The organism is Escherichia sp. F1, assembly GCF_046764225.1.
GTDB lineage: Bacteria > Pseudomonadota > Gammaproteobacteria > Enterobacterales > Enterobacteriaceae > Escherichia > Escherichia coli.
Genome location: NZ_CP177202.1, coordinates 1,680,125 through 1,694,212, shown reverse-complemented (window position 1 = coordinate 1,694,212; position 14,088 = coordinate 1,680,125). Strand labels below are relative to the sequence as shown.

At 51.3% G+C, this 14,088-nt stretch carries 7 protein-coding genes; 3 read left to right on the top strand and 4 right to left on the bottom strand.

All coding sequences use genetic code 11. The annotated features are described in order from the left end of the window. Positions 1-468 precede the first annotated feature (468 nt). Positions 469-3,141: a phosphotransferase RcsD gene (gene rcsD / locus ACK8NJ_RS08175; RefSeq protein WP_001249123.1), complete on the top strand. Its 2,673-nt coding sequence runs from the start codon at positions 469-471 to the stop codon at positions 3,139-3,141. Between the two features lie 16 nt (positions 3,142-3,157). After that, positions 3,158-3,808 (top strand): response regulator transcription factor RcsB, encoded by a 651-nt coding sequence (gene rcsB / locus ACK8NJ_RS08170; protein WP_001061917.1) that lies wholly within the window; start codon positions 3,158-3,160, stop codon positions 3,806-3,808. Between the two features lie 199 nt (positions 3,809-4,007). Here the strand turns inward: rcsB and rcsC are convergent, their stop codons facing one another. After that, positions 4,008-6,857 (bottom strand): two-component system sensor histidine kinase RcsC, encoded by a 2,850-nt coding sequence (gene rcsC / locus ACK8NJ_RS08165; RefSeq protein ID WP_411962332.1) that lies wholly within the window; start codon positions 6,855-6,857, stop codon positions 4,008-4,010. Between the two features lie 139 nt (positions 6,858-6,996). Between rcsC and ACK8NJ_RS08160 the strand changes: the two genes are divergently transcribed. Beyond that, positions 6,997-7,122 carry a hypothetical protein gene (locus ACK8NJ_RS08160; RefSeq protein ID WP_001559477.1) on the top strand — a complete coding sequence of 42 codons (126 nt, stop codon included), beginning with the start codon at positions 6,997-6,999 and terminating at the stop codon, positions 7,120-7,122. Between the two features lie 9 nt (positions 7,123-7,131). On the opposite strand, the gene ACK8NJ_RS08155 is transcribed toward ACK8NJ_RS08160, so the two are convergent. Genes ACK8NJ_RS08155 through ACK8NJ_RS08145 form a run of 3 tightly spaced genes read right to left on the bottom strand, consistent with a single transcriptional unit; the run spans position 7,132 to position 14,077 of the window. Next, on the bottom strand, positions 7,132-7,908 hold the full coding sequence (locus tag ACK8NJ_RS08155) for a YfaP family protein (RefSeq protein WP_001559478.1): 777 nt from the start codon (positions 7,906-7,908) through the stop codon (positions 7,132-7,134). 4 nt (positions 7,909-7,912) lie between these two features. Continuing rightward, complete coding sequence (locus ACK8NJ_RS08150) at positions 7,913-9,562, bottom strand: YfaQ family protein (RefSeq protein ID WP_411962331.1); 1,650 nt, start codon at positions 9,560-9,562, stop codon at positions 7,913-7,915. Next, entirely contained in the window at positions 9,563-14,077 is a 4,515-nt protein-coding gene (locus ACK8NJ_RS08145; RefSeq protein ID WP_024195896.1) for an alpha-2-macroglobulin family protein, read from the bottom strand. Between the last annotated feature and the right edge of the window lie 11 nt (positions 14,078-14,088).

The following is a 14,088-nucleotide window of genomic DNA, read 5'->3' as shown; positions in this document are numbered from 1 at the left end:
TCTTAAGTATTTGACAGCACTGAATGTCAAAACAAAACCTTCACTCGCAACTAGAATAACTCCCGCTATCATCATTAACTTTATTTATTACCGTCATTCATTTCTGAATGTCTGTTTACCCCTATTTCAACCGGATGCCTCGCATCCGGTTTTTTTTACCCTTCTTTACACACTTTTCATTATTCTGTGCTACCACAGAAAAACTATAACGCCTGTTAACTATTTCACAAATAATTAACATCAGCATAATTTCCAGCAATCTTCGTTTATTTGCAATTAATTTCGTTGGGCTTTTTGTAGGTTATTTGTACAGCAAAATGGCGCTTGTACATCTATTTCCCCCAATGCAGGATGATAAATATCACGGGAGAATAGAAAATCATCAATCAGGTAAGAGTCTGGAATTTCACACTGTACCCTTTATACTGCCCTATCACTTCGCGAAGTTTTAACAGGTCATAAACACGAATGCGTCAGAAAGAGACAACGGCCACGACCCGCTTTTCACTCCTACCGGGGAGCATTACCCGCTTCTTTTTACTGTTGATCATTGTGTTACTGGTGACGATGGGGGTAATGGTACAAAGTGCCGTTAACGCCTGGCTGAAAGATAAAAGTTACCAGATTGTCGACATTACCCACGCAATCCAAAAGCGCGTCGATACCTGGCGTTACGTGACCTGGCAGATTTACGACAACATTGCCGCGACGACCTCCCCCTCCTCCGGCGAAGGTTTACAAGAGACGCGCCTGAAACAGGATGTCTACTATCTGGAGAAACCACGCCGCAAAACGGAAGCGTTAATCTTTGGCTCTCACGACAACTCAACGCTTGAGATGACTCAACGGATGTCCACTTATCTGGATACATTGTGGGGCGCAGAAAATGTACCGTGGTCGATGTATTACCTGAATGGTCAGGATAACAGTCTGGTGCTGATCTCAACCCTGCCCCTCAAAGATCTCACCTCCGGATTTAAAGAATCGACCGTCAGCGACATTGTTGATTCACGTCGTGCAGAGATGTTGCAACAGGCCAACGCCCTCGATGAACGCGAAAGCTTTTCTAACATGCGCCGCCTGGCCTGGCAGAACGGTCATTACTTTACCTTGCGTACCACCTTTAACCAGCCGGGACATCTGGCAACGGTTGTGGCTTTTGATCTGCCGATTAATGATTTGATCCCACCGGGTATGCCGCTGGACAGTTTCCGCCTTGAGCCAGACGCGACGGCAACGGGAAACAATGATAATGAGAAAGAAGGGACGGATAGCGTCAGTATCCACTTTAACAGTACGAAGATTGAAATCTCCTCAGCACTCAACTCTACCGATATGCGCCTGGTCTGGCAGGTTCCTTATGGCACCTTATTGCTGGATACGTTGCAAAACATTCTGCTGCCACTGCTGCTGAACATCGGTTTGCTGGCGCTGGCGTTATTTGGCTATACCACATTCCGCCATTTCTCCAGTCGCAGTACAGAAAGTCTACCCAACACGGCGGTCAATAACGAATTGCGCATTTTACGGGCAATCAATGAAGAGATAGTCTCACTGCTGCCGCTCGGCCTGCTGGTTCACGATCAGGAATCGAACCGCACTGTCATAAGTAACAAAATTGCCGATCATTTGCTGCCGCATTTGAATCTGCAAAACATCACCACCATGGCGGAACAACATCAGGGGATTATTCAGGCGACGATCAATAACGAGCTGTATGAGATCCGCATGTTCCGCAGCCAGGTCGCGCCGCGCACACAAATTTTCATTATTCGCGATCAGGATCGCGAAGTGCTGGTAAACAAGAAACTCAAGCAGGCGCAGCGTCTGTATGAGAAAAACCAGCAGGGGCGGATGACCTTTATGAAAAACATTGGCGATGCGCTGAAAGAACCTGCACAGTCCCTGGCGGAGAGCGCAGCTAAACTCAACGCCCCGGAAAGCAAACAACTGGCGAATCAGGCAGATGTGCTGGTGCGGCTGGTCGATGAAATACAGTTAGCGAACATGCTTGCGGACGATAGCTGGAAAAGTGAGACGGTGCTGTTCTCTGTGCAGGATTTGATTGATGAAGTTGTGCCTTCAGTGTTGCCTGCCATCAAGCGTAAAGGTCTGCAACTGCTGATTAACAATCATCTGAAAGCACACGATATGCGCCGCGGCGATCGCGATGCCTTACGACGCATTTTGCTGCTACTGATGCAATATGCCGTGACCTCAACACAATTGGGAAAAATCACCCTTGAGGTTGATCAGGATGAGTCCTCCGAAGACCGCCTGACGTTCCGCATTCTGGACACCGGAGAAGGCGTAAGTATTCATGAAATGGATAATTTGCACTTCCCGTTTATCAACCAGACCCAAAACGATCGCTATGGCAAGGCGGACCCGCTGGCATTCTGGCTGAGCGATCAACTGGCGCGTAAACTGGGCGGTCATTTAAACATCAAAACGCGGGATGGGCTTGGTACACGCTACTCTGTGCATATCAAAATGCTCGCAGCTGACCCGGAAGTTGAAGAGGAAGAAGAGCGTTTACTGGATGATGTCTGCGTAATGGTGGATGTTACTTCGGCAGAAATTCGGAATATTGTCACTCGCCAGTTAGAAAATTGGGGTGCAACCTGTATCACACCCGATGAAAGATTAATTAGTCAAGATTATGATATCTTTTTAACGGATAATCCGTCTAATCTTACTGCCTCTGGCTTGCTTTTAAGCGATGATGAGTCTGGCGTACGGGAAATTGGGCCTGGTCAATTGTGCGTCAACTTCAATATGAGCAACGCTATGCAGGAAGCGGTCTTACAATTAATTGAAGTGCAACTGGCGCAGGAAGAGGTGACAGAATCGCCTCTGGGCGGAGATGAAAATGCGCAACTCCATGCCAGCGGCTATTATGCGCTCTTTGTAGACACAGTACCGGATGATGTTAAGAGGCTGTATACTGAAGCAGCAACCAGTGACTTTGCTGCGTTAGCCCAAACGGCTCATCGTCTTAAAGGCGTATTTGCCATGCTAAATCTGGTACCCGGCAAGCAGTTATGTGAAACGCTGGAACATCTGATTCGTGAGAAGGATGTTCCAGGAATAGAAAAATACATCAGCGACATTGACAGTTATGTCAAGAGCTTGCTGTAGCAAGGTAGCCTATTACATGAACAATATGAACGTAATTATTGCCGATGACCATCCGATAGTCTTGTTCGGTATTCGCAAATCACTTGAGCAAATTGAGTGGGTGAATGTTGTCGGCGAATTTGAAGACTCTACAGCACTGATCAACAACCTGCCGAAACTGGATGCGCATGTGTTGATTACCGATCTCTCCATGCCTGGCGATAAGTACGGCGATGGCATTACCTTAATCAAGTACATCAAGCGCCATTTCCCAAGCCTGTCGATCATTGTTCTGACTATGAACAACAACCCGGCGATTCTTAGTGCGGTATTGGATCTGGATATCGAAGGGATCGTGCTGAAACAAGGTGCACCGACCGATCTGCCGAAAGCTCTCGCCGCGCTGCAGAAAGGGAAGAAATTTACCCCGGAAAGCGTTTCTCGCCTGTTGGAAAAAATCAGTGCTGGAGGTTACGGTGACAAGCGTCTCTCGCCAAAAGAGAGTGAAGTGCTGCGCCTGTTTGCGGAAGGTTTCCTGGTGACCGAGATCGCTAAAAAGCTGAACCGCAGTATCAAAACCATCAGTAGCCAGAAGAAATCTGCGATGATGAAGCTGGGTGTCGAGAACGATATTGCTCTGCTGAATTATCTCTCTTCAGTGACGTTAAGTCCGGCAGATAAAGACTAATCACCTGTAGGCCAGATAAGACGCGTCAGCGTCGCATCTGGCATTTGCACTGAATGCCGGATGCGGCGTAAACGCCTTATCCGGCCTACGATTCCCATTATTTCAATGGATTACAGCAAAGTAGGCCAGATAAGACGCACCAGCGTCGCATCTGGCATTTGCACTGAATGCCAGATGCGGCGTAAACGTCTTATACAGCCTACGATTCCCGCGATTTCCTGACCCTCTCGGCATATACCGTCAGCGTCTGTTTTATCACATCCAGCGTTACCGGCTTCGACAGGCAGCTGTCCATACCGGACTCCAGACACCGCTGCTTCTCTTCAGCCAACGCATTAGCAGTTACTCCGATTACCGGCAACGTCAGTCCCAACTGACGAATGCGTTGCGTTAAGCGGTAACCATCCATATTTGGCATGTTGACGTCGCTAAGCACGATATCAATATGATTCTTGCTAAGTACATTAAGCGCATCGACGCCATCATTCGCGGTTTTACATTGATAGCCCAACGATCCCAACTGATCTGCCAGAAGACGCCGGTTAATCGGATGATCATCCACGACCAGAATCATCATATCGTCGTTATCGCTGACCGCTTTGTCCGTCGACGGCAGAGCGTTAGCAGGATCATCGCTCTCCATCTCGATCAAATAAATACGCGCCAACAATGCCGGTAGCTCATGCGGGGCAGCCACACTGTGTACCCACTCCCCTAGCGCTTTCTCCAGCGGAATACCAATATGGCGACGACAGAAGGTCACTACCGCTCTGCCCTGCCATTTTTTGTTCACTACCTCGTCAGTAATTAACACATCTTCGGGAGTCGGTTCCTGCCCTTCGTATGTTGTAACGACGATGCCGCTGCGCTGCAAACTGGTTTCCAGGAACTGACAGAGCGACGCATTGCGGACCGCCAGCCAGCAGCGTTTACCACTCAACCCTTCCACGCCTTTTTTCTGCGGGTACTGAGCGCCGTACAACGGAATACGCACGGTAAACTGGCTACCCATTCCCGGTTCTGAATCTACCGAGATATCGCCGTCCATCATGCTGATCAGTTTTTCACAAATCGCCAGACCCAGACCGGTCCCCTGGAAGTTACGCTGTACGCCCGTTCCGACCTGGAAGAAGGGATCAAACAAGCGCACCACTTCTTTCGCCGGAATCCCCACGCCGGTATCGCGAACACGGATAGAGAGATAATCGCCATCAGTGCGAACATGCAAAACTATACAGCCGGTATCGGTGAATTTTATGGCGTTACTCAACAGGTTGGAGATGACCTGCTGTAAACGCATCGGGTCGCCATTTAAGGCCACTGGCACATCCGGTTCAATAAAGCAGTACAAGCCTAACTGCTTGCGTACCACCAGCGGTAAATAGTTGGCGGTGATGTGGTTCATCACTTCACGCGGTGAAAACTCACGCGGTTCGATCTTCAACTGTTCCGATTCAATCTTCGAGAAATCGAGAATATCGCTGATAATTTTCAACAACAGGCTGGAAGAGTTGTTCATTGCCGTCACCAGACGATCGACGCCTTTCGGTAACTCTTTGGTTTGCAACAGATCCAGGTTACCGATAATGCCATACAGCGGCGTTCGCAGCTCATGACTGACGGTGGCAAGGAACATCGATTTTGACTGGCTCGCCTGTTCCGCTGCTTGTGCCATCTCCTGCAACGACTCTTCCATCTTCACGCGCGAAGAAACATCCACCAGCACACAAATGGCCACGTTTTCATTACGATAGCGCGAATGGACGAAGCTGATTTGCAGATTGGTATTGTTGCTGGTCAGGACATCAACAAAATTGACCTGCTGCCCACAGATAATTTGCGTCAGTCGTTGGCGATCCTCATGCGTAAGCATATTGAGATAGGTATGCGCCAGTTCGTTACTTAAAATATTGACGCCATCAGCGGTACGCAAAATGCAGATACCCACTGGCGCGGAGGCGACAATCTTGCGATTAAACTGCTCATGTTCTTCCAGTCGCAGGGCGTCGCTTTCCGCCGGAATGAAAATACGTCGCTCGTACATCCGCGCGAGAGTAAACAATGCAGCTCCGGCAAGCACATTCAGCAAAATTGCGTTAAGGATCAACATGCGAATGCGTTCCAGCACCTTATCAACCGGCACCGAATACACGATGCTTAGCGATGAGGGTGGCAGATTTTTCTTCAGCACCAGCTCCCGGAACCCTTCCGTATAGCCAAACCAGGAGCGTTCCTGCATCCAGCGAGGATCGCCCTTAATTTTACTTTCTGGTCCGGTAAGCGAAATCAGGGTATGACCATTTTCATCAAGAATGGTAACCCCCATCGGCAACGTACCTGGTAAGAAAAAATTCTCCATCCGGATAGTCTGCTCGACACCCAAAAGCGCCTGCAACCGGTTCGCCAGATAAACTGGCGTCAACGCGTAAAAATACCCGACGCCAGGGCGCGGACCTTCGCTGATCCAGTAGAGGTTACTGCCGCTATCGTCTTGTGGTGCATTTCGATATTTATTGATGCGTTCATGCAAAGCTTTCAACGCGGTATCGCGTTCCACTGGCATATCACGCAGACCGAAATTGGCCATGCAAAGGTTATCGCTGCCGATTAAAAATACCCGGTTGAGATCGTAAGCCGCAGAAAAATTATCGCGCCAGTAGCGCATAAACCACGCCAATGACTCCAGAGAACCTCGCCAAGTGTTACTCATTGCGGAACAATCGGAGTCGGCAAACAGCGGTTCAAACGCAGGCACATCCGTCTGCGTTTCTCGTCCACGCGGGGAAAGCACACCGTTTTCTGCCGATAAGCGATTTTCAGCTATGTACTTCAGCTCTTTCATCACATCAGAGGTGCGTTGAATAAAGCGCTGAGCCTGATCGGAACTCAGATTAAATTCCTGACGAATTTCCGATTCTCGCTGATGTAACGCATTAACGATGTAAAAAACGGATGAAAAAGCAATCAACAGCCAGAGCACTAACGCCAATGCTCTGAACATGTAGCGCGAGGCTTTCAGGGTTGTACGAAAAGAAGCAAGGTATTTCAAAGGGGCGAAGCTCCGCCTCAGGTGACCGATGGAGTGTGGTTAAGGTAGCGGTAAAAGCGTGTTACCGCAATGTTCTGTCACCATTGCAATAATGCGTATCGCTTAGAAACCATTGCCTTAATCAGGAAAGCCGGAGTAAATGGACAGTTTTCAGTACGAACAACAAGAAATGACCAATCTGCCGACGCTTGTTAATGGTTATATCCTGGCGTCGGCAGATCGCCCAGCAGTCTTATCTGAAAAAAGAGAGAGCCAGATTGTGTGAAAGAATGGATCACCAGTCAAAACTTTTCACCAGCGTCAACTCGCCAGCATTACGCATCGGTACAATGAAAGTTTCCTGTTTCTCATTGACCGATCCTTCATCGGTGATCAGCGTCAGTTGGGCGGTCGTCAATTCCGTTTCGCTGCGTCCTCCATAGTAGTTGATATACACCTGATAACGTCCGTGAATCGGCGCTGGCATGGCGAAAATCTCGGGGCCGTACCCCGTCGTGACATCCATATCCAGTGCACCACTGTTTTTCAGCACGGTGTTACCGTACCAGGCGTGTTCGCCATCAGGTGTAACAACGTGAAGGTCGAGGTCGGTATTGTCCGTATCCCAGGAGAGAACCAGCCGTAAACGCGCGCGGATCACTCCAGCGCCCGGCGTTGAGTAAAACTGCATTTTTTGCCGGCTTTGCCCATCCGGGCTGATGACCTGCACGCTGTTGCTGCCTTCAGTGAAAATATAAGGGCGTGCAAATGAACCATCGGATTCAATTCTCTGCGGCATACTGGCACCGTTGACCACCAGCCGGCCCTGCTGAACTTTACCCGCCGCAGCATAATTCTTTATTTTGCCGCGGATCTGCGCTGAGATATTTTGATCATCTGCCATGTTGACGGACGACGCCGGGTAATTGATCGATTGTGAAAAACTGGCATCTTCGCCCTCTGCCGGATGCCAGCCAGAGAGCGGTGCATCAATCTCGACTTCCTGCACACCTTCACTGTGAGCGACAGGCGAAAGCGCCACCAGTAACAACGGAAGAAAAATCTTTCGCATAGCATTAGTCCATTAATAATTGTCGGGTCAGCGTTTCGATATAGTTCTCATCAAGCCCGGTGGGATAACCATCAAAGGCCAGGTGCAGATACTCATGGGTTAAATCGAGCCGCTCCTGAAGCGTAAAGAAGTTACGAATAAACAGCCGTTTCTGCTGCCGATCGGTATAGGGGAAACCTGAGACTAAACGACAGACCGCAAACACGTCTGGTTCGTTGTACCCCGTCTCGCCTTGTAACATACGCCGCCACTGCGGCATTTTTTTCGCCAGCCAGGCTTTCGCTTTGGGTAATAACTGGCAGGTTGAGCGCGGCGCTCCCCAGCGGCTAAGGCTGTTGTCGGGATAAGCAAACGCGAGTATCTGGTCGTAACGCTCTCCCTGCCCCGCCTGGGCCGTGGCTTGCCGCCAGGAAAGCGTCCCTTCGGTAGCGCGACTGCCATGATAATGAACCGGATCGCCAGCATAGATAAGATCCTGCGTCCAGGCGGTCATCGTTCGCGCCCCCGTGGTCGCTGGCGAAGCAGAAACACGCTGCGTGGCGCTACTGTCGGGGATGGTCAGGCAATCGCCTTCCCGATTGGCGTTTTGCTGTAAAAAAGTGCGAATCGCCACGGTCATGGCTTTCGCTGCCTCAGGGGGCGTACTTTTCGCCTCGCGATCCAGAACTCTGGCAACGTACTCTTCACGATCGAGATGCGACTGCAATTTCAGTTTGCCCTTTTCGCTCAGTAAGGTCGTCTCACCGTGGCTGACAAACGTAATGTGGTTACCATTGGTAAACGTCACACGATAGCGCCCATTAAGTACGCCGGGTTTTACTGCCGTCGTACTCTTTTCCGCTGTGATTTTCTTCAGCGGATAGCGGGCAAACAGCTCCACCTCTACACATTGCCCACTGGCAACTTGCGTCGGCACTGGCAAAATCCGATTAAGCACCGTCGCATAACGGGTCAGTACCGTTTTGCTGGTGCCGCTGCCAGTAACCCACAGCGGTGTACCATCGGTTAACCAGCCAGCAAAACCACCCTGACGGATTTCCTGCTTATCATCAGCAAACCAGCTCCAGGTTTTCCCCCGTACCCGACTACCGAGCATAGATGCGACACCGATTTTCGCCTCGTCCAGCACCACATCCAGTAAGACTTCCTGAGCTTTGTTTTGCGCGGGTAACGTCGCTAATGAATCAAGCAGTGATTTAACCGTTACCGAGGTTTCTGGCTTCAGCGTAGTAAGAGACGCTAACCACGCAGGTGCCTGACGCTGTTGCCAGTATTGCCCCCACACATCTGCGCTAATATGCAACCGCTGCGGCGCAAAATAGAGCCCACAGGAACGTACCAGCGCGGTATCGCGCGTTATGCTCTCCCCAGCCTGACAACAATAAACCTCTTCCGGGGAGTTTCCGCGACACTGGTAGGGCTGCTCCGGTTGATGGGTATCCTCCAGCCAGGCGTAAACATACAGTTTCCACAAACTTCCTAACGGCGTGGTGAGTGTGTCAGGTAATGCCGAGACTTTGGTCACGCCTGATGACGACAGCTGATACAGTTGATCGTGCTGCGCGCCCCGCAGCGCCAGTTGTAACGGCGTCTCCTCCGCAAGCGTTGGCAGAGTAACCAACGCTAATAGCCAGACGATTCTGCGCCAGTTCACTTATTTCACCTGCATCCCGGTCCATTCGCTCCCTGCCGCAACACTTTGCTGTGCAGGTGCATAGGAACGCACATAACGAGCAGGAGGCAGAACGAATTGCCCTTTTTGCGAGAAGCGCAGCAAATGGCGGAAAGTGACCGTTCCCGTAAGTTCTTTCACCGGCACCATATAGGCCAGTTCGCCCATTTCATTTCGCGCTTTTTCCAGCAACTGCCCCTGCTGTTTCGCGGCGTTGGGTTTATTGACCGAAATGCCCCACGTTGTCCTCTCAACGTCAGCCCCCGGCGGGAGCGGTACTTCCACCTGACCGTAGCGCAGAACTGCATCCTGCTCGCTGGTAAGCGTGATTTCATCGAGATACAGCGCATCGCTGTCAATCTCATTGCTGGTCACCGGCTGCAGAGTAAAGCTCATCTCTTCTTCACCAGGGATAAGCCGATACAACTGACGTTCAACGGTCACCGGAATGTTACTTTGTTGGGCCGTTTTTGCCGGTTCACGCCAGCGGACCTGCACATTTTGCGGCGATAATTCGTCACCAAAAGAGAGAATGTCCGGCACGCCCTGACCAACCCAACGCCAGTATTCGCCCCCTCCAGTTAACTTATGTTTGGCCCATGCGCCCGCAGGCGCAGGCAACACAACCGGAGGCATTGTCGCCATATATTTCGCCAGCCAGTTCATGGCCAGCGCGCGTTCAATAGTGGATTGCTCAGCGGTCAAACCACTTAAAATAGCAGCCGCCTGGGTAGCGTCGCCCCCGCTATTGAGCAGCACAACCGTGTGCGCCAGCGGCTGATTGCTGTTTGCCGCTTTATCCCACGCATATTGCTGAACCTGTGGCATCACCGTGGACTTCAACTGCGCTTTTTTCAGCAACGTCATGGTTAAGACGTTTGCCACCGCATCTGCCAGTGGAGATTCCGGTGTATCGAGGATCAGGCTGTCATTGATATCGCGGGTGTCTTCCTCAGAGAAATCTTCAGTTTTAGTTCCGCGCCGGGCGATAGCTTCATCCAACCCTTTCAACAACGTTTTGCACGGCAGATTCATCTCCTGTGCCCACGCCAGCACCAGCGCCCGATGCAATAACGGCATGTTGTCCGCCTGCTCGGCATAACTGTCGAGCATATGTTGCCAGTATTCCGGTTGCTGCGTTACGCCGAGCGCCTGGCTGGCCTGCCAGTCGGCGTACCATGCCCATGCCGTAAGGAAGGCGTCACCATTGCCATCTTCACCCCACCAGGTAAAGCGCGCTCCGGGCCCCGCCAGTTGCATCAGCCGCAGACGGTTATCCTGAATCATCTGACGAATGTCGTTAGCGGCGGCACTTTGATGATCGGCAAGCGAACGCCAGGCGAGACTGAGCGGGATCAGACGGCTACCGGTGTTGATCACGCCACCCCACGGTTCATCGACTAACGCATCAAGATTGTTACGGAAAATCTCCTGCGGCGTTTCACTACTTTGTAGCCGGATATTGCTCGCCTGCTCGGGCAACATCAGCGCGTTATCGCCACCGGCGAGCATGACATTTTTCTGCTGTTCAACGGGCCAGCTGTTATCCACAAAAGACAGTTTTGTGCTAATGCTGTCCTGCACTTGCCCATTTTGTTGCAGTTCTGCGCTTAACAAGCCAGATTGCTGAATGTTCTGCGTCAGCGAAATATAATTCGCCCCTTTGTGCAGCGTCAGCGTCTGGCGCATCTCAGCGCCTGCAAATTTAGTCACCAGCGCCACCGGTTCGTTATCCTGCTGACTGAAGATAAACAGTCCTGCTGCCGGTTTGTCGCCCATGCGATACACCGTTGGCATACTCCACTTCATGTAGAGATTTTTTTCCGAACGAAGATAAGCACGCCCCTGCCCGACCAGCCCGTCGCCGTTCATCCCTCTGGCGGTAATGCGCCAGCGGGTTAACGAATCAGGCATCAGGAACGTGAAATACGCTTTGCCTTGTTTATCGGTTGTGAGTGACGGCATCCATGCCGCGGTATCCACCTCTTCACGCCGTGGACGTTCAAGCATTTTTACTCGTCGCTCGCTGCGGTTAGTCGCGCCAGGCGCAACCGGCTCGCTGGAGAGCGCCTGATCGTAGCTGATAAATGACAGGCTGGAACTGGTGCGTACATTGTTACGCCCCAGCGGATAGAAAAATTTGCCGATATTCGGCGCGATTTCTGGTTGCAGCGCGTAGATCATTTCATCGACCACGCCTACCGTTAGCTGCGCAGAAACAGGTTTACCTTTCAGCGACGAGGTTAATTCGACATTGACCAGTTCACCAGGCTGGTAATGGGTTTTGTCCGTTTTCACCCGGATATCAAGCTGAGGAACGGCAACTTTGATCCCGGCGTTCTGAAAACTGTACTGACCGTTACGGGTATACAGCACCGAAAAAGTGATGTTAGGCGCAAAGGAATTGCTCACTGGTATGCGGGCTTCATACTGGGTATCGTTTAAACGTTGTAGCGTCAGCCAGTTTGCCGGATGCGAAAGCAGCGACTGCTGTTCAACGCGATCGCGTTCCAGCGTCAATAATGCTTCATCAATTGGCTCCGGGAAGGTAATCAGCATCTTCGCGGTTTCGCCAAGCTGGTACAGCGTTTTATCTGCCACGATATCTACCGTACCAGTATGCGCCGTGCTGCCCTTACCGCTGACGGCATGACTTAACCCAGCGAGAATTAAGCCGTCTTTATCGCGTAATGTCAGATTGTAGTTGCCAGGTTTATCGAAATTGACGGTAAAGGATTTGCCGCCTGACGGTAGCTCTCCGCTATGGCTCGTGCGGTCTTCGAGACGCAACCATTCATACGTAACAGGAACCTGTTTTGAAGATTCCAGCGCGGCATAACGGAACACAACCGACTCGCCGCTATTACTGTATTGTGCGGAGGTGCTTAATGAATAATGCGCCAGGCCACGTTCAATGAGGATCTCTTTGGTGGTGGTAACTCGATACGCCGCACCGTCACTGGCGGAGACGGTTAACAAATAACGGCTTGGTTTATCAGCGGCGGGGAGATTTAACGCCACATGACCGCTATCGTCGGACACCGTTTCACTGCCTTCCAGCGACACGGGAAAACGTCCGGCATAACGCAAATCGTTGCCCACCATCGACAGTTGTTGGGATCGCAAACTTAACTGCACGCGGGCATCTTTTACCGGCTCTCCATCCGGGTAAAGCAGTTGCAGTTTGCCGCTGACCGCTTCGCCTGTTTTGAACTCTTTTTTGTCGAGAGCTAAACCAATCTCGAAATGTGGCTTGATGTAGTTTGCCACGCGAAAACTGCTGCTATAGACCTGTTTGCGGTAAGCCAGGCGTAACTCATAACCTCCGGCGACGGCATTTTCTGGCAGGCGGAAACTCCCCTGCCCGCCATTACGCGCATCAAGCGTGACATTGACGGTTTGCAACAGACTGCCGTTGGCGTCCAGCACTGAAAGCTTCGCCGGGGCGCTGACGATGGGGGATGAATGCAACGGGTCGTGGAACTCGCGGCCCATCACTTTGACATCAACACGATCGCCTGCACGATACAGAGGGCGGTCGGTAAAGATATACAAGCGGGTGTTGTAGATTTCGCTTTCGTAGAAAAAATTCTCGGAGACAAAAACGCCGCCTTCAGCATCTTTACCCAGAATGTATGAACGTTCCGGCGATATATGTTGTAACTGCAAGGTACCGCTGTCATCGGTCACACCGCGGGTCATCACGCCAAGACCGTCAGTCCACAAGATCTCTGATCCCGGCTTCGCTTCCCCCTGTTTTTTACCCGCGGTCCACACCAGGAGCTCGTTACCCGACACTTTGCTAAGCGCCACGGTATCAGAGACAAATACCACCGTCGTCGCCCGATATCCACCGACCATCGCCTCGACGAGGTACAGTCCCGGCTCTTGTTTGCCGAGAGGAATATAGATGTTACCCGGCTGCGGCGAGATGAAATTGCTGGATGCGCCTTCCAGTTTTACCCCTTGCTGCGGCTCGACCGGTTTAGCCTGCCATAGTGGATAACGGAACTGTTCCACCAGTGGATATTTTTTCAGCGGTGAAAACTGGCTGTTCTGTACATAACGGGAAGGTTTAACAATGGCATTGCCGAGCTGTAATTCGGGTAACGCCTGAGTCACATTCTGCCGAGACTGAGAAGAAAAAGTACGCTGCATCACGCGGCGAGATTTGCCGTACCAGTTATCCCACAGCCAGGTCAGCGTATTGTTCAGCCCGTCGCCCAGATATTGCGGTTGTACCACAATGCGATGCAGATTTTTCTGCTGGCGCAAAAATGCCATCGGGTCAGGAATACGATACAGACGAACGTCCACACCGCCGTACTCTTCCATCTGATAGCGTCGATAATCACGCCCCGGCGCTTCCAGTCGCACTTTCGCCTCTTCACTGCTGCTAAAACTGCTGTCAGCGAGCAAAAAGAATGTTCCCCCGGCGGGCGGCGCATAGTTACTGGAAGGAAGCGAATCATCAGCATTAGCAAGCCCTGTTCCCACAAGAGACAGGC